Source organism: Gracilimonas sp. (assembly GCF_035704785.1).
Lineage (GTDB): Bacteria > Bacteroidota > Rhodothermia > Balneolales > Balneolaceae > Gracilimonas.
In genome coordinates, this window is record NZ_DASSWP010000181.1 from 1 (window position 1) to 20,741 (window position 20,741).

The following is a 20,741-nucleotide window of genomic DNA, read 5'->3' on the forward strand; positions in this document are numbered from 1 at the left end:
CCTACATTTCCCGTGGTCAAAAGCAATACATATACATCATTACCATTGGCCTGAAGTGTAGCCATTGTACCATGAGATCCACCGTCATCATCCGGGTGAGCTCCTATAAATAATATAGTTCTACCTGTCCATTCTTCTACCGGTGTTTCAGGTTGCGCCATCAGTAAAAATGGCGTTAACATGAAAGCAACAAGCAGTATTTTTATTCTATTCATTGTTTTTCCTATTTGTTATTTGTTAACGAGATCTTCTTTTTTTAAAAAGTCAGGGTCAATAAGAGATGCAGCCTCTTCATCTAGTACCAATTCAACTTGTGGATGTTCTTTTAAAAATGTTATGGGCCACTTATCAGTAATTTCTTTATTAAATAACTGTGAAATAGCTTCTGCTTTAGAAGTTCCCCAAGCCATACAAACAATTTTTTTTGCCTTCAATATTGTTTTTATACCCATTGTAATAGCATACTCAGGGGTATTATTAAGTCCTCTAAATTTTTCTGCCGCATCCGACCTGGTTTTATGATCTAATTGAACCAATCTTGTTTTTGAATTTATTTTTGACCCGGGTTCATTAAATCCAATATGGCCATTACCTCCAACCCCCAGTAATTGGAGATCTATTCCTCCAAATTCCTCAATCTTATGTTCAAAAGCCTCACAATGATTCGGGATATCATCAGGATCAAGCATACCATTTGGTATGTATATGTTTTTAGGGTCAATATCTACATGCTTAAAAAGGTTTTCATACATGTAGTGATGGTAACTGTTTTGGCTCTCAGGCTCAATTGGATAGTATTCATCTAAATTAAATGTAACAACATTCCTAAATGATAGCCCTTCTTTGTTATGGTTGGTTATCAATTTTTCATAAACTTTTTTTGGAGATGAGCCGGTAGCCAAACCAAGAACAGATGATTTTGAAAGCGAATTATTACCATCAATTTCTGAATTGATCAATTCAGAAATGTAATCACTACCTAAACCTTTGTTTTTAAATAACCTAAAATGTATATTTTCGTTACTAAATTCTACCATGAAAAATTATGAGATCACCTTGTCCTACGTCATATTTTTTTATAAGACCGAACCAAATTCATATACCCCCAAAATTATTTACCTAATATAGTAGCTATGTGAGCTCAGTAGTATTCTACATAAATATCAAATAGATAGGATTCGCAACCATAGATTCAAGCCAGGATAATTTAAAGCAGCTAAGTTTATTCTATAATTAAAAAGGCCAAAAGTAGATTATCAAATTAAATCAAGTACTAATGTGACACTCAAGTATTTTGTTCTCGTAATTCAAAAATGGCATTCATCATTTTTAAATAGTTATCACTCATTGATATATCTCTTCGTTTCATCATAGACTTCATTACTTCTATCGCCTTTTCAAACCGATAAAGCTCTCCACCATTAGGGCCTAACCACGTAAAAGACTCAATGAGTTTTGGAGATAAATAGTCAATAAAAACATTTGAGCTTACTCCACACATTGTTCCTGTATTTAACATTGTGTTGATGGCTGTTTTAGAATGATCTCCCATTATAGTCCCTAAAAACTGTCTCTTGGTTTCAATCGATTTCTTTGTCTTCCAATCAATAACTTTAACGCTTTTATAGTCATTCTTTAAATTTGAAGTGATAGTATTCGCACCTAGGTTAACCCATTGTCCAAAAATAGAATTTCCACAAAATCCGTCATGAGCTTTATTGCTATATGAATGAAAAATACTACCGGATACTTCCCCTCCTACCTTACACACCGGTCCAATAGTTGTGCCTCCATAAATTCTTGCGCCCATCTTAACAGTAGCCCCTTTTCCTATTGCAATAGGGCCGCGTAAAATACTTCCGGCTTCAATTTCAGCTCCATCTTCAATAACTATTGGGCCGTCCTTTGCTATAAAAATGCACCCCGGCTCAATATGAACATCGTCTCCAATAAAAATATTCTCTTTATAATGGACTACTGCCTCAACCCCCAATCCGGTTTTAGATATACTTCTCAGATTTGTTAAACCAATATCAGCTTTAATCTGATCTGAATTTAGTTCAATGAGGTCCCAAATATATTTAAGCGACCTAACATTTTTGAATTCTATTTTTTTTAAGCCATCACTTTGAAAGTCACCTTGATGAAATAATTGAGCAGAAGTTTCCTCGTCAATAAGTGCAGCAATTACCTCTTTTTTATCAACTAATTTTTCATTTATTTTTAAATCAGAGATTGCAACTACCAATTCAGCGTTTGGTAAATACCTGGAATTCAGCCAAAGACACGGTTTATTATCCTGGTAAACACCTTTCTCAAAAACACCCATCATGTAATCCGGAAGCAATCTACAACTTTCACCAAGGCTTAGTGTTTTTTCCCATTTCTCCCTAATAGTGTAAATCCCGGCTCTTAGGTCATCAAGTGGGCGGGTAAGTGTTAGCGGATTAAATCGATTTGCCTTTTCATCTGAAAAAAAACTAATCTGCGAGATTGATTGTGCAGCCATAAATTCAAAAATCGTTATCGTTATTCTATTTGTAAGGCTTTATATTTAAGGATTATCGCAATCAAAAAAAATTATTTAACTATTTAAAAATATGTGTGGAATTGTAGGGTACGTTGGAGACCAACAAGCGAGTAAAATTATTATTGACGGACTCAAGAGATTAGAATACCGAGGATATGATTCGGCTGGAATTGCTACGATCAACGGAAAACTAAGTATCAAAAAGGGAAAAGGGAAAGTAGCAAGCCTTGAAAAAATGATCGGTACGGGTGAAAAAGGAACTATTGGAATCGGTCATACACGCTGGGCCACACATGGTGAACCGAATGATATTAATTCTCACCCCCATACCATTGAGAGCGGAAAGCTTGCCATTGTTCATAACGGGATCATAGAGAATTACAATACTCTGAAGAAAAAGTTAATCGAACAGGGATATAGCTTTTATTCAGAAACTGATACTGAAGTGCTTGGAAAACTTATTCAAAGTTTTCTTGCCAATGATAACTCATCCCTGAAAAAAGCGGTACAGCTTGCTTTGCATCAGGTTCACGGAACCTATGGTATCGCTGTATTACATGCTGATTTTCCTGATCAAATTATTGTGGCAAGAAAAGGCTCTCCTTTGCTTCTTGGAGTTGGAGACGGTGAGATGTTAATTGCATCTGATGCTTCAGCTGTAGCAGCTTATACCGACAAAGTAGTCTATATGGATGACGGTGAGATCGCTGTTATAACGAAAGATAATTACGTAGTTGAGTCTGCCGATCAAATTGAGCTTACTAAAGAAGTACATGAGTTGGCGCTCAGTTTAGAAGAAATTGAAAAGGGCGGATTTGATCACTTCATGATGAAAGAGATCTTTGAGCAGCCTAAAGCTCTATCAGATTGCTTAAGAGGACGTATTGATCCTGAAAAAGGAACGGTTACACTGGGCGGTATTGAAGATGTTATGGATCAGCTTGTGAACGCAAAAAGGATCATTATAGCTGCTTGCGGTACCAGCTGGCATTCCGGCTTAGTAGGTGAGTATTTGTTTGAATACCTAGCAAAACTCCCTGTTGAAGTTGAGTATGCATCTGAATTCCGTTATAAAGAACCACTAATTGGGAAAGGAGACGTGATGATCGTGATCTCCCAGAGTGGTGAAACAGCAGATACCCTTGCAGCACTCAGAGAAGCAAAAGCCAAAGGAGCGTTGGTTATTGGAGTGGTAAACGTAGTAGGTTCTACTATTGCTAGGGAAACAGACGCCGGAGTATACATCCATGCCGGTCCTGAAATTGGTGTAGCTTCTACCAAAGCCTTTACTGCGCAGGTCACTGTACTTACCATGATGGCTATTAAACTTGGGCTTGCAAAAGGCACCTTATCCAAAAAAGAAGCCAAGGAATTAATCACGGAACTCTCCAAGATCCCTAGAAAAATTGAAGAGGTTCTGGAGAACACAGATGAGATTAAAAGGATCTCTAATCTATTCTCTTATGCTCCCAACTTCTTGTACCTCGGGCGTTCCTATAGCTTCCCCGTTGCCCTTGAAGGAGCTCTTAAATTAAAAGAGATCTCTTACATTCATGCTGAAGGATATCCCGCTGCAGAAATGAAGCACGGCCCCATTGCTTTGATCGATGATATGATGCCCGTAGTTGTAATTGCAGCTACTCAGCATACCAATGATAAAATGATCAGTAATATTGAAGAAGTTCGTGCCCGTAAAGGACGCATCATCGCAATTACTACTCCGAATAATCACGAAGTAGGAGACCTTGCTGAATTCACCACCATTGTTCCTGAAACTATGGATGTATTATCACCGCTTCTTTCAGTAATTCCTCTTCAACTGTTGTCCTATTTTATAGCAGTTAACCGAGGTTGCAACGTTGATCAACCCCGAAATCTGGCTAAAAGCGTGACCGTCGAATAGAATAATTGTTGATAATTTGGGGAAAATCTGTATTACCTTTTTACGAAAATCATTTCAAAGCTCACTGATCCATATTTTGTATTAAATTTTTCTAATAAATTTATGTGGATAACTTGACTTTTATATAATAAATGCGTTCAATTGGACTCGATTAGGTTATATAAAAACCCCATTTGCAAAATGAGAAACTGGAAGGCATTTATATTTAAAGTTGTAGTACTTGTATTGGTAGGCATCGTAATTTTTACGGGCTGAACTTACCTGCCATTTATTTGTCGTAACAAGATCGGGGGATTGTTGCGTTTAAAAATTTTACCATCTTATCTTAATTAACTACCTATTATTCATCATTCTTGGTTAGATTATAATCTATTATCAAACCACATCATGAGATTAGAATGGCCAAAATTAACTTGAGCTACTTAGAGGATATTACTGACGGTAATAATGAAGTAATGATCGAAATGATCCAGTTATTATTGGATGAAACACCTAAGCACCTGGATAATATTAAGAAGGCACAAGAAGAAGAGAATCTGGAAAAGCTCTCTGCCGAAGCTCATAAGATCAAACCTATGATGCTTTATGTAGGATTGACAGAGCTTAATGAGATCTGTCAGGAAATTGAAACCAATTCTAAAGAGAGAATAAATCTTGAATCAAATCCGGATTTGGTCCAAAAACTTGTGGATGAATTTTCTCAAGTTTTCGACGACCTGAAGAACAAAATAAAAGAATTAAGTTAAGGTCATTTGAAGGTGTACAATATCGTCCACAATATAAGTCCCACCCTCTTCCTTAAAACCCAACCGATTGTAATACTCTTTGAGTCCAGCCTGAGCTTCAATTCTTATAGGAGCCCCTTCACATAATTCTACCCCCTTTTTGATGAGCCTTGCCCCTAAACCTGTGCCCCGAAAGTCGGGTGCTACAATAATTCTTCCCAAGCTCGCTTCATCGTCATACTTGACACCGGGTGAAAATGACCTTAGATATGCTGCCAGCTTCTCTCCTTCATAAAAAAGCAGATGATCCGCTTTATCATCAAAACCATCTATATCTTCATAAAAACAAGTCTGTTCAATGATGAATACCTGTTGACGCAACCTAAACATATCTTCCAGTTGCTTTGGGCTTAATTCATCAAAGGGACTATAAATAATGTTCATGGAGCATTTTTTTAATATAAATGTAACCATTTTTCATTCTCCTTCGTACAGAAAACTCACTTTTAACAAAATATCGATATTATGATCTGGGCTTGGCTATTGAATAGTATTTCTGTTTATGCAACTGCAAGTTTACTTAAAGGGGTGGAAATCAAAAATTTCTGGAGTGCCGTCTTTGTGGCTGCCATGCTTGCGTTGATAAATATTTTTATAAAACCAATCTTATTGATCTTAAGTCTTCCCATCACCATACTAACATTCGGCTTATTTGTGTGGGTGATCAATGCTGCCCTTATTATGCTGGTAGATGCTTTGATTGAAGGATTTAAAGTGAAGAACTTTGGCTGGGCACTTATTTTTGGCCTGGTAATGTCAATTATAAGCTGGGTCCTGTTTTCCCTTTTTGGATAACGCTTATCCTGGACATAAAAAAAGGCTGCTTTTTAGGCAGCCTTTCTTACTTCAATACATAATCATCAGTTAAATATTATCACAAACTGCCTGGGTAAATGTAGAAGTTGTTCCTTCTCCACCGATATCCGGTGTACAGTAAACCTTCTTTTCCACCAAAGTTTTGTAAATCGCTTTTCTAATATTTTCAGCTATTTGCCTCTGGTCAATATGTTCCAACATCATCAATGCGGAAAAAAGCAGCGCCATTGGATTGGCAACATTCTTTCCTACGATATCCGGTGCTGATCCATGCACGGCTTCGAACATAGCTGCATCTTCACCGATATTGGCCGCGCCGGTAACACCAAGGCCGCCTACAAGGCCTGATGCAAGATCAGACAATATATCACCAAACAAATTGGTCGTTACTATTACATCAAATTGCTGAGGGCGCATTACCATTTGCATAGCCATATTGTCAACGATCAGATCCTGGAACTCAATATCAGGATATTCTTTGGCGATCTTCTCCCCTACTTCCAGGAATAACCCGGTCGTAAGTTTTAAGATATTCGCTTTATGAACCAATGTGACTTTTTTACGATCATTTTTCACCGCATAATCAAAAGCAGCCCTGATTATCTTCTTACTTGCTTCTTCAGTTACCACTGCAATAGCTTCGGAATGACGCTTATTCTCGCCTTCATCGATCCATTTTTCCTTACCTATATACAAACCCTGAGTGTTCTCACGAAAAAGAACCATATTCACGTCTCTGAATGGAGTATCAATACTTGGCAGGGTTCGTGCAGGACGAATATTGCTGTATAGATTAAACTTCTGACGAAGGGCTACATTCACAGATCGGAACCCTGAACCAACGGGTGTGGTCAAAGGGCCTTTCAAGGCAATCCGGTGTTCTTCAATAGCGTCGATGGTTTCCTCCGGCAGAGGATTATCTTTCTCCTCATATGCTTTTAAACCGGCAGATCTTTCAACCCAGTTTATATCCGCTCCGGCTTTTTCCAAAATAGTAGTTACAGAATTAGTGATCTCTGAACCGATTCCATCACCGGGAATTAAAACGATATTTTTCATCAAAAAGATTATTTCTTCAAAATTTTAGCAAGCCTAAATATATCGATTTAAAAGCCCAATGTGAACCTCAACAGATCAACACTTAAAAGCCATCTCTTTCTGCCATGCAAATAAAGTAGGAATTCCTTTTATTGATGTTAATATGTGGGAACTTAACAAGATCGGACATATGAGTAATCGTGGTCGCCAAAACGATTCCCGAACAACAAACGTTGTCAAACATAATGATTGAAAATGAGTACCCAAAACCTCTGATAAACCTGGATGAAAGTTATGAAAAAATCAAAGCAAGAGAGTAAGAGCAGAATTTTAAATTTTACAAAACAAAGAAGATCCGAAAAATCTGTACCGTCTTCTGAAGTTACCAGAGATCTTTTTTCAGATATATGGAGAGATCATTTGGATAATGTGAAAGCTATCACCGGTAAAATTCAAAACAAGAAACTTATTAAAACATCACAAAAGCGGGCCGATATCAGAATAGATGAAGCCAAAGGACCAATACGATTATCTATCTTTAAACAGGATGAGTAAAACGGTTAAAAAATCTGACCTTCCTGAAAAAGCATGTCCAGTTTGCAACCGTAGTTTTAAATAGAGAAAAAAATGGAAAGATGTTTAGAACGATGTTAAATACTGCAGCGAGCGATGCAGGCGTAATAAATAGAGCTTCTTTAAATCCTATTCCAGACCCATTCCGGCACACACTTAGCCACCCATGCCATTAACCGCCATCGCTTAGTTGCGTAGATACAATTCTTTTTCCTATCAATTCCTTTTACCATCTGTTGCACAGCTTTTTCAACCGGTGCTACCCAAAACATACCTCTTGCGTTCTCTGTCATTTCCGTCCAGATATACCCCGCTCGCACTTCTGTAATTACAATATTCGCGTCAACACGCTTAGCTTTTTGACGATAGCCGGTCATGTAGTTTGAAATAAAATGCTTGCTTGCAGTATAGGCGGTCGCACGATGGTGAGCCAGTAATGAAGCCATTGAGGACATCCCGACTATCTGCCCTCCTCCATTTTCCCTAAAATAGTCGAAAGCGAAATGACAACCATGAGCAAAAGCCAGCGCATTTACTTCTATAAGTTTCGATTCTGCTCCCCATGGTGGCAGCATTTGTATACGGCCGATACCCGCATTCAACACCATCATGTCCATACCTCCCATTTCATCGATCAGCTCCAGGTAAACAACTTCTGCCCTCTCATGATCCGTAACATCCAGTGTTCTGATGTAGGCTAATTCACCGATCTCCGCTTTAAGCTCTTCCAGTCTTTTAGTACGGCGACCGATCAAGCCAACTTTGTTCCCTTTTGCAGCATATTGAATGGCTAGTTCTCTTCCAATACCAGAAGTAGCGCCGGTAATGATGATGTTTTTCATAATGATTGGTCAATTAGGTTCTCTTTCAAATTGAAAACCATCATCCTGAATTTTATTTGGCAACTTGAAGAGCCGGAGTTCTTTGTTTGGCATACTCAAATGCACCGAACATCACACCTGAATAAAAGAGATCTCCAATTACCGTTGTGTGGAAAAAGGGTATTCCGGCTGTGTAACTCATCAAGAGACCTTCTATTCCCATTGGATATATGGGGTTACTTAACCAAGCGCCGAAATTAGTTACTAAAAAGAAAATCATCGAAGCACTTAAGCTTCCTGCGATTACCGTCTTAACATTTACTTTTTTAAGGATGAAAATACCGGCAAGCACGATAAGAGCGATAGAGCCGTACATCCAGTAAAAGCCGGGTGTAAACAGTGTAAAACCTCCATAGAAGTTGGCATAAAGCAGATTATTAACTAAGAGGTCACTTATAAAAAATGCAAATAGAGGTAACAAAAATGAGAATTTTTTATCCGTAAAATATGCGGCTCCAAAAAGAGACATTGCCCCTAATGGTGCAAAATTATAAGGATGAGGTATAATTCTTGAGAGTGCAGCGACTAAAATAAATCCGGATAAAACTATAAAGCGTTTCTTATTCATTGATCTGATTGTGCTTGGTTTGAACCGTTAAAATAAAAAAAGCATCGCCTCAAATGAAACGATGCTTTTAAAATACCTGAAATTTCTGAAATTACTTCTCGGCGTTGAGCTCGAGGTTCAGATCAATAGTTACTTCATCACCAATAACAGCATCAGAAGCCCAGTCACCGGTCCCTACCGTGTAATCTGTTCGATCTACAACTGTAGACGCAGTAATACCTGCAACTAATGTATTTTCTTTCATTGGATTTTCTTTAACACCAAGCAGAGTAAATGGCAGTGATATTTCTTTTGAAACATCTTTGATAGTGAGCGTGCCATTTGCTACAAACTCATTGTCGCCGGTAGATTCAATGCTTGTGCTTTTGAATGTAATATATGGCCATTTTTTAGCATTAAAGAAGTCATCGGTTTTCAAATGACCATCTCTTCTTTCATTTTTTGTATCAATGCTATTAACCATGATCTTAACATCGATCATGCTTTCTTCCAGATTTTCCGGATCGAAATTTACAGTTGCTTCATAATCATTAAACGTTCCATTTACCGGAGTAAAAAAGTGCGTTACATTGAAATTAACAGCGCTATGGGCTTTATCAATGATCCAGCTTGTTGCGGCATACTTTGTAAGCGCCACAGAAGATAATGTAAAAATTGTAATCGCTAATATAGTTGTAATTTTTTCTAGCAGTTTCATTTCTTAAATAATTTTTGGTTGTGATTTTGTCTTGTCGGGTGACAACAACACAAAAACAGGATTAATTCATTTCAATATTGAATTATTTAATATTAAAATGAATTATCATTTTCCTTGAAGCATGTTACATCATGTAAAACCCCCTTATAATACTGAACAAAATCCCTTTTCTTCTGTTTATATAAATAGCTACATCAAAAAGGTTAATTTTAAACAATCATTTATATATAAATTTCTTTATGAAGAATTTAATGCGTTATACGTTTATAGTATTTTTGGGGTTGATTTTCAGTACAGCAACTGTTTTTGCACAGCAGCAACAAATGCCCCCTCAACCTGAACCTCTCAGTCCTGAAGAGGTAACTGATGAACACCTAGAAAAAGTCTCGAATGTTGCCAAAGCAGGCGAAAGCATTCAAAAAGAAGCCCAGGAAAAAATGGAAAGCATTGTTGATGAAGTGGGAATGGAATTCAGTCGTTTTCAGGAGATCATGATGGCTCAGCAAAATCCACAAATAGCCGGTCAAATGGAACTCACCAGTGAAGAGCAAAAGTATCTACAGGAAATACAACCTAAGCTGATGGAAGTAACTCAAGAGATCAATCAAAAATATATGGTTAAAATTGAAGAAGAAGGGCTTACTGTACAAAGGTTCCAGCAAATTACACAAGCTATTCAAGCTCACCAAGTGGTAGCCGAACGATTTGAAAAGATCAATAACCCTGATTCTGAAGAAGACAACGAAAATGAATAATACTTTATAGAGTTTACTTGAAGCCTGATATTAACCGTATCGGGCTTTTTTTTATAAAATCTATTTACTGAGCCATTTAGATCCCTTGAGGGTAAAACGCCAAGGCAGATCAGCATCATCTCCTGCATAGGCCACGCCGATCCTCGGACTTTCTTCAATTTCTTTCTCTGTGAAACTGAGTCCCCGGTCTTCTACCCATATCTCATCACCTAAAAGATCGGTCTTATCGTTTGAAGTTCTAATGCCTAATGCCTGAGATAGTTTCCCCGGCCCATTAGTTATTGTGGGGATAAGCTTTTCTTTGCCCCTTCTCTCTAACATTTCCTCTTTACCTTCTACCGGTTCTATTGCACGAACTAAAATTGCATCCGCTAAGCCTTCTCTGTTTGTTACTACATTGAACAGGTGATGTATTCCGTAACATAGATAAACATAGGAAAAGCCCGGCGGACCATATAAAGTTTCTGTTCTCGGAGTTATTACATTAGGATATGCATGGCATGCGCGATCAGTGCGCCCATTGTATGCTTCGGTTTCCACAATTATTCCCGATGTCAGTGTGCCATCAAACTTTGTGCAAAGTACTTTGCCAATCAGCTCCTTACTGATTTGTACTACGTCATCTCGTTCATAAAAAGTTCTGGATAGCTTAGAATACATCAGGATATCGCGGTGTATGGGTTTTCTTCTATTGACGGTTTATTTACCATATAAATATCCTTATATGCTCTTCCAATAATAGCACTGATCACAAAAAGAAGTGCGGTATAAAAGGTCCAGACCGCTAAAATTACAAGTACAGTATATCCCTGATAAAAATATCGATAGGTAGAAAAGGCATATTCCAAATACATACTTACTCCATATTTTGCCAATTCAAAAAGCACCGTATAGGTTAAAGCAGCAATCAGTGCTACTTTGGACTTGATCTTTCGTTCGCTCACAAACCGAAAAACTACATATAACACAAGAAATGCTAATACTATTGGTAATACAAAATTCAGAAAATCATATATCCAGGGTAGTTCCACAGTGATATCTGTAAATGGCACGCTTAACTGACTTAAATTGAAAAGGGATACTGTAGAAATCACCAGGCTAAATAGTAAAAAAACAACGCCTATCAGGCTAAATCCGAAGAAATTATAGACTACATCCATGACCGGATGCTTACGTTCTTTTATATCAAAAGTATCAAATAATACGTGTTTGAGGCTGTGGAGTAATCCCTGTGTAAAAAAAAGAAGCACAATAATACCAATGATACCAAAAATACGTCGGGCACCGATAAGCGGATTCAGCAAGGTTTCTATGGTAATAGCTCCACGGAATACATCGTCACTTTGAGTTTCATACGTAAAGCTGGGGAAAAACTCCCGTCCATATCGTACTATTTCATTAAACGCTTCTTCTGCCGATAACACATACCCAATGATGGAAATCAGTATCAATACAAACGGTACGGCACAAATGAATATGTTGAATGTGATAGCTGAGGCGTTAAAAAAAATATCTTTTTTGCCTGTCAGCTTTAACACCCGCTTCCAAAATTCTTTATGTTTTTGCAAAACATGCTATTATTTAATGAACGGTCAAAATTCGCAGGAAGTGGAATGAATTACAAGGAGGGATTTCTCACATAGTTTTTCATTGAATTCATTGGTAAGTTCCGAGCCTAATATTAAGCAATCTATCAGCATAAAACAGGTATTTTGAGCGCATGTGTGCTAAAAAAAAGCAAACTCCGCTGATGCGGCAGTATTTTCAGATCAAAGACGAACATCCGGGTACTATTTTACTTTTTCGGGTCGGTGATTTTTATGAGACCTTTGCCGATGATGCTCAGCTGATCAGCAAGGAACTGGGAATTACACTCACTAAAAGAAATAACGGTGGAGACCAAACACCTCTTGCCGGATTCCCCTACCACGCCCTCGACAATTACCTCCCTAAACTGGTAAAAAAAGGATATAAGGTTGCGGTTTGCGATCAAACCGAAGATCCGGAAGAAGCCAAAAAAGCCGGGCGGAAAATTGTAAATCGTGAAGTTACGGAGATCACCACTCCCGGCGTCACCATGTCGGAGAAACTGCTGGATCATAAACGAAATAATTATATCGCCTCTCTTCACTGGGATGGAGATACCATTGGTGTTTCTTTTTCTGATATTTCTACCGGAGAGTTTGCCCTCAGTCATATTCATGAAGAAAATCTGGATAGTCTGCTTGCAGCCATACAGCCTTCAGAGATCCTCGTTCAGCAAAAAAAGAAGAATAAGCTGGATGAAAAGCTTACCCATCATAACATCACATATATTGAAGACTGGGTGTATGAAGGTGATTATGGATACAAACTACTCACCGACCATTTTGAAACCCATTCCCTAAAGGGATTTGGCGTTGAAAACCTCAAGATCGCTCACGTTGCTGCCGGTTCCCTGATGCATTATATGCAGGAAACACAGAAGGCTTATCTGCGACACCTGCGACGACTCTATGCTTACGAAAGCAACGAATTCATGAGTTTGGATGCAGCCACCAAACGCAATCTGGAATTGGCGACAAGCATTCAGGAAGGCGGTACTGAAGGCACTTTGATCTCTATTCTGGATGATACCTGCACCGCCATGGGAGGACGACTTCTGCGCCGGTGGATCATGCGCCCGCTTAAGCGACTCAAACCTATACAGCAACGGCTGGATGCTGTCGACAAATTGTTCAATTCCCACGATATCAGGAATTCACTTCGGGAAGAATTGGAGCAGATCGGCGATATGGAGCGACTTATTTCTCGCATTTGTATGGGCCGGACAAATGCCCGCGACGTTGTTCAGCTTAAATTATCCCTTGCTCAGATCCCAAGACTCAAAAGCCAGATCTCTTCTATCAATGATCCTTTACTTAAAGATATTTTAGGAAGACTGAAGCTACTTATCGAAGTGCAGGAACGTATAAATTCTGCTCTTAAAGACGATCCTCCAGCCAGTGTTCGCGATGGAGGAATGATCGAGGAGGGTTTTAATGAAGAGCTGGATGAGCTTCGGGATGTGGCCAAAAACGGAAAAAAATACATCGCTAAGATCAAGGATGAACTTGCCAAAGAGCACAATATTTCATCCCTGAAGATCGGCTACAACAAAGTATTTGGCTATTATATTGAAGTAACCAATACTCACAAGGATAAAGTCCCGGACTCTTTCATCCGTAAACAAACACTGGTGAATTCTGAACGATACATCACTCCGGAATTAAAAGAGGTGGAAGAGAAAGTCTTGTCGGCTGAAGAGCGTAGCAAAACGTTGGAATATGAATTGTTTGAAGAACTTCGCTTATATGTTGCTGAGTTTGCCGATGACGTTCAGCAAGTTGCCCAGGCTGTTGGAGAACTGGACGTTTTGCAGGGATTTGCTGAAGTCGCTTTCCGAAACAATTACGCCAAGCCTGAAGTGGGCGATCACGAAGAAATTGATATCATAAAAGGTCGCCACCCGGTAGTTGAAAAATCATTACCCATGGGTGAACCGTTCATTCCAAATGATATAAAGCTAGATAACGATAATCAGCAGATACTGATTATTACCGGACCAAATATGGCAGGTAAAAGTATCATTTTGCGTCAGACGGGATTGATTGTATTACTTGCACAGGTTGGGAGTTTTGTACCGGCAAAATCAGCCAATATTGGAATGGTTGATAAGATCTTCACCCGTGTGGGCGCTTCCGATAACCTGGCGGCCGGAGAAAGTACGTTCCTGGTGGAAATGAATGAAGCCGCAAATATCCTAAACAACGCCACACCCCGCTCGCTCATTCTTTTGGATGAAGTCGGCCGCGGGACCTCAACTTTTGATGGATTGAGTATAGCTTGGTCACTGGCGGAATATCTCCACAACCATGCTCCCGTTGCAGCAAAGACTCTATTTGCCACCCATTATCATGAACTCAATGAGCTGGAGCAAATGTACGAACGCACCAAGAACTACAACGTACAGGTAAAAGAGCATGATGGAAAAGTCGTCTTTCTTAGAAAATTGGTGAGAGGCGGAGCTGACCACAGTTACGGAATTCAGGTTGCCGACATGGCCGGATTGCCCAAGGTAGTGATCGAGCGAGCCAAGGAGATCCTCAAAAACCTGGAAAGCCACAGCCTCGATATCACCAACAAGAATGGCAGCATTGAGAAAGAAGCTTCAACTAAAAAAGAAGCCACTAAGAATCTCTCTGAGAAAGTGGGAAAGCAGCCTGAGACTTCCCAAATGACCATGTTCCAGACTCATGTAGATCCAAGAATTGAAACGGTTTTGAATAAGCTGGAAGCTACGGATCCGAATCGAATGACTCCGATCGAGGCGCTAATGATGATTACGGAATTGAAGAAATTGGTGGATTAGGAAGGTTTTATAGTGCGACGGTGTTACACCAAAACACTATTGTGCCATAACCCTAAATTTTAAAAAGTATGTATGCCTGAAACCAAACCCCACAAATCCGGATACGTTGCTATAATTGGAAAGCCCAATGCAGGGAAGTCCACGCTAATGAATTATATCCTCGGCTCCAAGATCTCCATCACCACGCATAAAGCGCAGACCACGCGACATCAAATTGTGGGAATCTTTTCGGATGACGATACACAGATCGTCTTTTTGGATACGCCGGGAGTTATCTCTCCAAAGTACGAGCTGCAAAAGGCGATGATGAAAACCGTGGAGCGTGCCCGCTCAGATGCAGATCTCATTCTTTTCATCCACGATCCCACTGACAAACATCCGACAGATGATGTGATCAAACTGATCAGCTCTATCAATAAGCCGGTATACCTGGTAGTGAACAAAATGGATTTCGCCGATCAGGAAAAAGCGGAACGATCTGCAGCTGAAATTCAGGACAAAATGAAGATTCGTTCGGTCCACTATGTCTCGGCTACAGCGGGAACCGGTGTACCAGAACTGATGGAAGAAATTCGTGCCGGATTACTGCCCGGACCTCCCTTCTACCCCAAAGAAGACCTTAGCGAACATCCGGTTCGGTTCTTTGTTTCGGAATTGGTCCGCGAGCAGATATTCCTCCAGTTTCACCAAGAGATACCTTATTCCTGTACTGTTGAAGTGGTTTCCTATGATGCCGATGTGGACATCGATCGTATTCACGCGGACATCATCGTGAATCAAAAATCACAAAAAGGAATGCTGATCGGTAAAGGTGGAACAGCTATTAAAGAACTTGGGATCAAAGCACGGGAATCTATCGAGGAATTCATCGGTAAGCAGGTGTATTTAGAGCTGCACGTGAAAGTCCGCGAGAAATGGCGAGAGAAAGAAGGCTGGGTGCGGAACTTGGGTTATGGGAAGTAGCATAACGGGGGTCAAATAACACGGATTTTGTGATCAAAAAAAATTTAATTTGCACCAACGAAAATCTCGCCGTAGTTTTTACGCAATGAAATTATTCCGACAAAATATCACTAACCCTACTGCAACAATGTGTTGCATGTGTATGTGCTGCGCACAAACATAAGGGCTATGGTATAAACTTACGATTTTAGACAAAGCCCTTTTGAATGCAACTCAGAAGGGCTTTTTTATTGGATAATAATTTCAATCGTTCTTTAAACATACTGTTGCATTCTCATTACGAAAGGTGGAGGGATCAGGTCCTGTGAAGCCTTGGCAACCGTTCAGCACATAAATATTTATGTGTAGAAAAAGGTGCCACATCCTGTTCCGCACATAATTAATTATGTGTTGGAAAAAGATGAGTTCGATAAGACCCGGTTTTTGTAAGAAAAGCCTCTTTCGGATTCATCTCTGAAAGAGGCTTTTTTTGTTTGCACAAAGGGAGTCTCGCAGAGGAGAACCATCAGTTAAGATTCAAAAACAAACAAAAACACTTACTCATAAAACCCAATTATCATGAGCAACGAAAAAGAAAACCGAGACTTCAAATTTGAAACCCTGCAACTTCATGCAGGACAGGAACCCGATTCCGCAACCGGATCACGAGCAGTTCCCATCTACCAAACCACATCCTATAATTTTGACGATACCGAGCATGCTGCCAACCTGTTTGCATTGCGAGAATTTGGAAACATCTACACCCGGATCATGAATCCCACCAACGATGTCTTTGAAAAAAGACTGGCTGCCCTTGAAGGCGGAACTGCCGCGTTGGCAACCGCATCAGGACAAGCAGCTCAGTTTCTAGCTATCACCAACCTGGCTAATGCCGGTGACAACATCGTCTCCACTCAAAATCTGTATGGTGGAACCTACAATCAGTTTAAAGTAAGTCTCCCACGATTGGGCATCGATGTTAATTTTGCGGAAGAGGATACCGTAGAAGCTTTTGAGAAACATATCGATGGAAATACTAAAGCCATTTATGTAGAATCCATCGGAAACCCCCGTGGAAATATTGCAGATTTCGAAGGACTGGCCAAGCTTGGTAAAAAGTACGGTATTGCCCTCGTGGTAGATAACACCTTTGGTGCCGGTGGAGCTTTAGTCCAGCCAATAAAACACGGAGCAAATGTGGTGACTGCTTCTGCTACCAAATGGATCGGTGGACACGGAACTTCCATCGGCGGTGTGATCGTGGATGGCGGAAACTTCAACTGGGGGAATGGAAAATATCCGGGATTCAGCGAGCCATCTCCTTCTTATCATGGACTCAATTTATGGGAAGTGTTTGGGGAAGACGGCCCGTTTGGAAATATTGCTTTTGCCATTCGAGCGCGCGTTGAAGGACTACGTGATTTCGGTCCGTCTCAGTCTCCTTTTAACAGTTTCCTGCTGCTTCAGGGATTGGAAACTCTTTCCCTGCGGGTGGAACGCCATAATGAAAATGCCATCAAGTTAGCAGACTGGCTGAAAGATCACGATGCCATAGAATGGATCAATTTCACGGGACTGCCCGAGCATGATTACCACGAACGAGCCAAGAAATATCTCAACGAAGGTCACTTTGGCTCCGTGTTTACCTTTGGTGTGAAAGGCGGATATGATGCCGCACGGGAGTTCATCGAGAATGTTGAGCTATCGAGTCACCTTGCCAATGTGGGAGATGCGAAAACACTGGTCATTCATCCTGCATCCACCACGCATCAGCAGCTCAATGAAGCGGAGCAAAAAGCCAGTGGTGTTAAAGGTGATCTGATCCGGGTCTCCGTAGGTATCGAACACATCGATGACATTATCGAGGATTTCGAAAAAGCATTCGCAAAAATTAAAGTACCAGCTTAACTCAAAATTAGTACTCCATTGCGGGTGTGGTGGAAATCCATGCCCGCTTTTATCAAACTGAACGGATATGAACAAAGACATCAAAATCAAAACACTGAATAAAAGCTGGACCACAGAATCCGGGTACACTTTTTCTGCGGTTGATATCGCCTGGAAAAGCTGGGGAACACTCAATGAAGATCGCGATAATGTGATCCTGATCTGTCATGCGCTTACCGGACATGCCGCTGCTGATGAATGGTTCAACGGATTGTTCGATGAAGACGGTATTCTTGATCCTAAAAAGCAATTTATCCTGTGCATCAATGTGCCGGGAAGTTGTTATGGTTCTACCGGGCCGACCTCCATCAACCCGAAAACAGGAACAGCATGGCAAGGTGATTTCCCGGAGATTACTATTCGAGACATCGTCACCTTCCAGCAGCTTTTGTTGGATGAATGGAATATCCGTGGCATTGAACTGGCACTTGGCGGATCTATGGGAGGAATGATTGTACTCGAGTTCGCCCTCATGGATGAGCGGGTTAAGTCGGCTGCTATTTTTGTGATGGGAAAATCGCATTCACCTTGGTCTATCGGGATCAGTCACGCGCAGCGTTTGGCTATTTACGCAGATGAAAACTGGGAAGATGGATTCTACGATCCGGAACATCCGCCTGCAAAAGGACTTGCTGCGGCACGCGCCATGGCCATGATCACCTATCGTGCTCCCGAAAATTATGAGAAGAAATTCGGGCGTGAAATTCATCCCGAAAAAAAGATCTATCAGGTTGAGTCTTATCTGAACTATCAGGGTCAAAAACTAACCGAACGGTTTGATGCCAATACCTACATCATTCTTTCCAAAGCTATGGATTCGCATGATGTATCACGAGGTCGGGGAAGTTTTAAGGAGGTGCTTGGGAACCTTAACAAACCGGTGTTGATAGTTGGCTTTGATAGCGACCGCCTCTACCCCATAGAAGAACAGCGGGAACTAGCAGCACTTTTACCTCATGCGCAACTTGCGGAATTAGGATCTCCTTTTGGCCATGATGCCTTCCTTATTGAGTTTGAACAGCTCAACCGGCAACTGAATACTTTTTATCACTCATTCATCAAAAAATAATTATGACACTCGCACTAAAGAAATCTATTCCTGAATCGAAACCTGAAAAGAAAAAGCTCTCCCTTTTTATTGCCGGAGTTGGTGCCGTAGGCGGAACGCTTTTGAATCAGATTACCGCACTCGATCACCACCTTTTTGAGCTTGAGATTATTGGGTTTTGTAATAGCAGGTTTACCAGATGGCATCCAAACGAAGAGCAGATTGAACATGCCCGTTCACTCAAAAACGGGGAGAAAACAGACTGGACCAAGATCCCTCAAAAGCTTATTCAAGACGATCATGAAAACCTGATCTTGGTAGATGCAACAGGCAGCGAAGCCGTCGCCCGAATTTATGGCGAACTTTTGGAAAATGGCATCCATGTTACCACACCAAGCAAACGCGCCAATACTTTTGAGCAGGAATATTTCGATCGCCTAACTGAAGCCAGTAATGCCTCCTTAGCTGCGTACCGATTTGAAACTACAGTAGGAGCCGGGTTGCCAATCATAAGCACCATACAAACCTTACTCAACAGCGGGGATGAGATCACTAAAATTTCTGGAGTTGCTTCGGGAACCATGACCTTCTTATTCACACAATTGCAGAATGGAGTTGCTTTCAGTGAGGCCGTTCGAAAAGCCAAAGGGGAAGGGTATTCTGAACCCGACCCGCGCGATGATCTTTCCGGAGAAGATGTAGCCCGCAAATTCCTGATCCTAGCCAGAACGACTGGGTATAATTTTGAGCGAGACCAAATCCGTGTGGATACCTTGGTTCCTGAAGATTTAATCTCCCTCTCTACCGAAGATTTCCTGCAAAAAATACCGAAATATGATGCCCATTGGAAAAGCCGAAATGCTCAGGCTATGGTCAACAACCACAAACTGCGCTATGTAGGAGAATTCACGCCGGAAGGAATTTCAGTTGGAGTGAAAGAAGTGAAAGCCGATTCTCCACTGGGTAACATGAAGGGAACGGACAACCTGTTGCAGATCTACACCAAGCGGTATGCGGATTCTCCGGTCGTAATTCAAGGTCCCGGTGCCGGAAGAGACGTAACTGCTGCCGGAGTTTTGGGGGATATTATTGATATTGGCAGGTTGGTTTGAGGAATTCAAAATGAAGAATTCATTATTGAACATAATATTTATCATTTGCCCATTTTGTCGGATTATTACGAATATATTCCGATATCCTATTAAATGATTTCCTGTCTCTTACGATGTGATCATAATACCTCGGCTGCCATTTGAAATTAGGCTGAATTCTACGCGCAGTTTTTGTCACCCCAATTTTAAAACCGCGAATTATAGATGCCAAATTTCGTGATTGGGGACCAAATTCATTTAATGGTTTTTGTTTATCTGGTCGTAGAGACGCAAGATTTTGCGTCTCTACGCCATGTTTGATATCCGTTTTGTTTCTACCATCATCTGCCTTGTCAATGATTATAATCCCGTGGACATGATTCGGCATAATGACAAATTCACCTAATTTCACAAAAGGAAAATGTAATGGAATGTTTTGCCAACAGGTTTCCGCAATTGCACCAATTTCTGACAATTTCATTTCTACACTGTATTGTGCATTCCTTTTAGAATCAATTTCCTCACCTGAATTCGAACGTAGAGACGCAAAATCTTGCGTCTCTACGTTATCGGTATGACCATCGGTGCTAAATTCTATAACATTCCCAAAATAGCATTTCCGTTTGTGGGTACAGATGGTAATAAAATAGACCCCATTCCATCCATAATCCCAAGATCTCAATCGAACTGTTTCTGACCTGTATTTTTTATACCCCTTATTTTGCATATCTCTTTATTTGAAACGACCTTCTTTCAAAATAACATAATTCAATTTAC

Annotated in this window: 21 protein-coding genes and 1 riboswitch; of the genes, 10 read left to right on the plus strand and 11 right to left on the minus strand. The window is 40.4% G+C overall.

Annotated elements, in window-relative coordinates:
* The 3 genes from VFM80_RS10405 to VFM80_RS10415 form a co-directional block, all read right to left on the minus strand.
* A partial coding sequence (locus VFM80_RS10405) for a PIG-L deacetylase family protein (protein WP_395071764.1) occupies positions 1–215 on the minus strand: 215 nt, incomplete at its 3' end.
* A gap of 15 nt (positions 216–230) precedes the next feature.
* Positions 231–1,037 carry a glucosamine-6-phosphate deaminase gene (gene nagB / locus VFM80_RS10410; RefSeq protein WP_395071765.1) on the minus strand — a complete coding sequence of 269 codons (807 nt, stop codon included), beginning with the start codon at positions 1,035–1,037 and terminating at the stop codon, positions 231–233.
* A 248-nt stretch (positions 1,038–1,285) separates the two neighbouring features.
* Positions 1,286–2,509: a putative sugar nucleotidyl transferase gene (locus VFM80_RS10415; RefSeq protein ID WP_395071766.1), complete on the minus strand. Its 1,224-nt coding sequence runs from the start codon at positions 2,507–2,509 to the stop codon at positions 1,286–1,288.
* A 91-nt stretch (positions 2,510–2,600) separates the two neighbouring features.
* On the opposite strand from VFM80_RS10415, the gene glmS reads away from it, so the two are divergent.
* Positions 2,601–4,433, plus strand: coding sequence for a glutamine--fructose-6-phosphate transaminase (isomerizing) (glmS, locus tag VFM80_RS10420; protein ID WP_395071767.1), 1,833 nt, complete (start codon positions 2,601–2,603; stop codon positions 4,431–4,433).
* Positions 4,434–4,831: 398 nt separating this feature from the next.
* Positions 4,832–5,179, plus strand: a complete 348-nt coding sequence (locus VFM80_RS10425) for an Hpt domain-containing protein (protein WP_395071768.1) — start codon at positions 4,832–4,834, stop codon at positions 5,177–5,179.
* On the opposite strand, the gene VFM80_RS10430 is transcribed toward VFM80_RS10425, so the two are convergent.
* Positions 5,171–5,602 (minus strand): GNAT family N-acetyltransferase, encoded by a 432-nt coding sequence (locus VFM80_RS10430; protein WP_395071769.1) that lies wholly within the window; start codon positions 5,600–5,602, stop codon positions 5,171–5,173. The two genes, VFM80_RS10425 and VFM80_RS10430, sit on opposite strands and share 9 nt — an antisense overlap.
* 81 nt (positions 5,603–5,683) lie before the next feature.
* On the opposite strand from VFM80_RS10430, the gene VFM80_RS10435 reads away from it, so the two are divergent.
* Positions 5,684–6,013 (plus strand): phage holin family protein, encoded by a 330-nt coding sequence (locus VFM80_RS10435; RefSeq protein WP_395071770.1) that lies wholly within the window; start codon positions 5,684–5,686, stop codon positions 6,011–6,013.
* Between the two features lie 69 nt (positions 6,014–6,082).
* On the opposite strand, the gene VFM80_RS10440 is transcribed toward VFM80_RS10435, so the two are convergent.
* A complete protein-coding gene (locus tag VFM80_RS10440; RefSeq protein WP_395071771.1) occupies positions 6,083–7,093 on the minus strand; it encodes an isocitrate/isopropylmalate dehydrogenase family protein in 1,011 nt (336 codons plus the stop codon).
* Between the two features lie 264 nt (positions 7,094–7,357).
* Between VFM80_RS10440 and VFM80_RS10445 the strand changes: the two genes are divergently transcribed.
* A complete protein-coding gene (locus VFM80_RS10445) occupies positions 7,358–7,627 on the plus strand; it encodes a DUF3253 domain-containing protein (protein ID WP_395071772.1) in 270 nt (89 codons plus the stop codon).
* A gap of 140 nt (positions 7,628–7,767) precedes the next feature.
* Here the strand turns inward: VFM80_RS10445 and VFM80_RS10450 are convergent, their stop codons facing one another.
* The 3 genes from VFM80_RS10450 to VFM80_RS10460 all read right to left on the minus strand — a co-directional run bounded on the left by VFM80_RS10450 (position 7,768) and on the right by VFM80_RS10460 (position 9,791).
* The gene (locus VFM80_RS10450) at positions 7,768–8,487 is read right to left on the minus strand and encodes an SDR family NAD(P)-dependent oxidoreductase (RefSeq protein WP_395071773.1); all 720 of its coding nucleotides are present in this window, start codon (positions 8,485–8,487) and stop codon (positions 7,768–7,770) included.
* A gap of 52 nt (positions 8,488–8,539) precedes the next feature.
* Entirely contained in the window at positions 8,540–9,094 is a 555-nt protein-coding gene (locus VFM80_RS10455; protein ID WP_395071774.1) for a DUF6580 family putative transport protein, read from the minus strand.
* A gap of 91 nt (positions 9,095–9,185) precedes the next feature.
* Complete coding sequence (locus VFM80_RS10460; RefSeq protein WP_395071775.1) at positions 9,186–9,791, minus strand: YceI family protein; 606 nt, start codon at positions 9,789–9,791, stop codon at positions 9,186–9,188.
* A 251-nt stretch (positions 9,792–10,042) separates the two neighbouring features.
* On the opposite strand from VFM80_RS10460, the gene VFM80_RS10465 reads away from it, so the two are divergent.
* Entirely contained in the window at positions 10,043–10,546 is a 504-nt protein-coding gene (locus VFM80_RS10465) for a DUF4168 domain-containing protein (RefSeq protein WP_395071776.1), read from the plus strand.
* A gap of 60 nt (positions 10,547–10,606) precedes the next feature.
* Here VFM80_RS10465 and VFM80_RS10470 read toward each other — a convergent pair whose 3' ends face one another.
* Positions 10,607–11,206, minus strand: coding sequence for a DNA-3-methyladenine glycosylase (locus VFM80_RS10470; protein ID WP_395071777.1), 600 nt, complete (start codon positions 11,204–11,206; stop codon positions 10,607–10,609).
* Complete coding sequence (locus VFM80_RS10475; protein ID WP_395071778.1) at positions 11,206–12,114, minus strand: YihY/virulence factor BrkB family protein; 909 nt, start codon at positions 12,112–12,114, stop codon at positions 11,206–11,208. The genes VFM80_RS10470 and VFM80_RS10475 overlap by 1 nt, the downstream gene beginning before the upstream one ends.
* 152 nt (positions 12,115–12,266) lie before the next feature.
* On the opposite strand from VFM80_RS10475, the gene mutS reads away from it, so the two are divergent.
* The 5 genes from mutS to VFM80_RS10500 all read left to right on the plus strand — a co-directional run bounded on the left by mutS (position 12,267) and on the right by VFM80_RS10500 (position 19,985).
* Complete coding sequence (gene mutS, locus VFM80_RS10480) at positions 12,267–14,936, plus strand: DNA mismatch repair protein MutS (protein ID WP_395071779.1); 2,670 nt, start codon at positions 12,267–12,269, stop codon at positions 14,934–14,936.
* A gap of 72 nt (positions 14,937–15,008) precedes the next feature.
* Entirely contained in the window at positions 15,009–15,899 is an 891-nt protein-coding gene (gene era, locus VFM80_RS10485; RefSeq protein WP_395071780.1) for a GTPase Era, read from the plus strand.
* 271 nt (positions 15,900–16,170) lie between these two features.
* A riboswitch (SAM riboswitch) is annotated at positions 16,171–16,306 on the plus strand.
* Positions 16,307–16,457: 151 nt separating this feature from the next.
* Positions 16,458–17,786, plus strand: a complete 1,329-nt coding sequence (locus tag VFM80_RS10490; RefSeq protein WP_395071781.1) for an O-acetylhomoserine aminocarboxypropyltransferase/cysteine synthase family protein — start codon at positions 16,458–16,460, stop codon at positions 17,784–17,786.
* 67 nt (positions 17,787–17,853) lie between these two features.
* Positions 17,854–18,894, plus strand: a complete 1,041-nt coding sequence (gene metX, locus VFM80_RS10495; protein WP_395071782.1) for a homoserine O-acetyltransferase MetX — start codon at positions 17,854–17,856, stop codon at positions 18,892–18,894.
* 2 nt (positions 18,895–18,896) lie between these two features.
* Positions 18,897–19,985: a hypothetical protein gene (locus VFM80_RS10500; RefSeq protein ID WP_395071783.1), complete on the plus strand. Its 1,089-nt coding sequence runs from the start codon at positions 18,897–18,899 to the stop codon at positions 19,983–19,985.
* A gap of 22 nt (positions 19,986–20,007) precedes the next feature.
* On the opposite strand, the gene VFM80_RS10505 is transcribed toward VFM80_RS10500, so the two are convergent.
* Entirely contained in the window at positions 20,008–20,691 is a 684-nt protein-coding gene (locus VFM80_RS10505) for a transposase (protein WP_395071784.1), read from the minus strand.
* Positions 20,692–20,741 lie beyond the last annotated feature (50 nt).

Bases quoted from the DNA above. Each gene is read 5' to 3' on its own strand.
- nagB (WP_395071765.1), bottom strand. From the start codon at position 1,037: ATGGTAGAATTTAGTAACGAAAATATACATTTTAGGTTATTTAAAAAC.
- VFM80_RS10415 (WP_395071766.1), bottom strand. From the start codon at position 2,509: ATGGCTGCACAATCAATCTCGCAGATTAGTTTTTTTTCAGATGAAAAG.
- glmS (WP_395071767.1), top strand. From the start codon at position 2,601: ATGTGTGGAATTGTAGGGTACGTTGGAGACCAACAAGCGAGTAAAATT.
- VFM80_RS10425 (WP_395071768.1), top strand. From the start codon at position 4,832: ATGGCCAAAATTAACTTGAGCTACTTAGAGGATATTACTGACGGTAAT.
- VFM80_RS10430 (WP_395071769.1), bottom strand. From the start codon at position 5,602: ATGAACATTATTTATAGTCCCTTTGATGAATTAAGCCCAAAGCAACTG.
- VFM80_RS10435 (WP_395071770.1), top strand. From the start codon at position 5,684: ATGATCTGGGCTTGGCTATTGAATAGTATTTCTGTTTATGCAACTGCA.
- VFM80_RS10440 (WP_395071771.1), bottom strand. From the start codon at position 7,093: ATGAAAAATATCGTTTTAATTCCCGGTGATGGAATCGGTTCAGAGATC.
- VFM80_RS10445 (WP_395071772.1), top strand. From the start codon at position 7,358: ATGAAAGTTATGAAAAAATCAAAGCAAGAGAGTAAGAGCAGAATTTTA.
- VFM80_RS10450 (WP_395071773.1), bottom strand. From the start codon at position 8,487: ATGAAAAACATCATCATTACCGGCGCTACTTCTGGTATTGGAAGAGAA.
- VFM80_RS10455 (WP_395071774.1), bottom strand. From the start codon at position 9,094: ATGAATAAGAAACGCTTTATAGTTTTATCCGGATTTATTTTAGTCGCT.
- VFM80_RS10460 (WP_395071775.1), bottom strand. From the start codon at position 9,791: ATGAAACTGCTAGAAAAAATTACAACTATATTAGCGATTACAATTTTT.
- VFM80_RS10465 (WP_395071776.1), top strand. From the start codon at position 10,043: ATGCGTTATACGTTTATAGTATTTTTGGGGTTGATTTTCAGTACAGCA.
- VFM80_RS10470 (WP_395071777.1), bottom strand. From the start codon at position 11,206: ATGTATTCTAAGCTATCCAGAACTTTTTATGAACGAGATGACGTAGTA.
- mutS (WP_395071779.1), top strand. From the start codon at position 12,267: ATGTGTGCTAAAAAAAAGCAAACTCCGCTGATGCGGCAGTATTTTCAG.
- era (WP_395071780.1), top strand. From the start codon at position 15,009: ATGCCTGAAACCAAACCCCACAAATCCGGATACGTTGCTATAATTGGA.
- VFM80_RS10490 (WP_395071781.1), top strand. From the start codon at position 16,458: ATGAGCAACGAAAAAGAAAACCGAGACTTCAAATTTGAAACCCTGCAA.
- metX (WP_395071782.1), top strand. From the start codon at position 17,854: ATGAACAAAGACATCAAAATCAAAACACTGAATAAAAGCTGGACCACA.
- VFM80_RS10500 (WP_395071783.1), top strand. From the start codon at position 18,897: ATGACACTCGCACTAAAGAAATCTATTCCTGAATCGAAACCTGAAAAG.
- VFM80_RS10505 (WP_395071784.1), bottom strand. From the start codon at position 20,691: ATGCAAAATAAGGGGTATAAAAAATACAGGTCAGAAACAGTTCGATTG.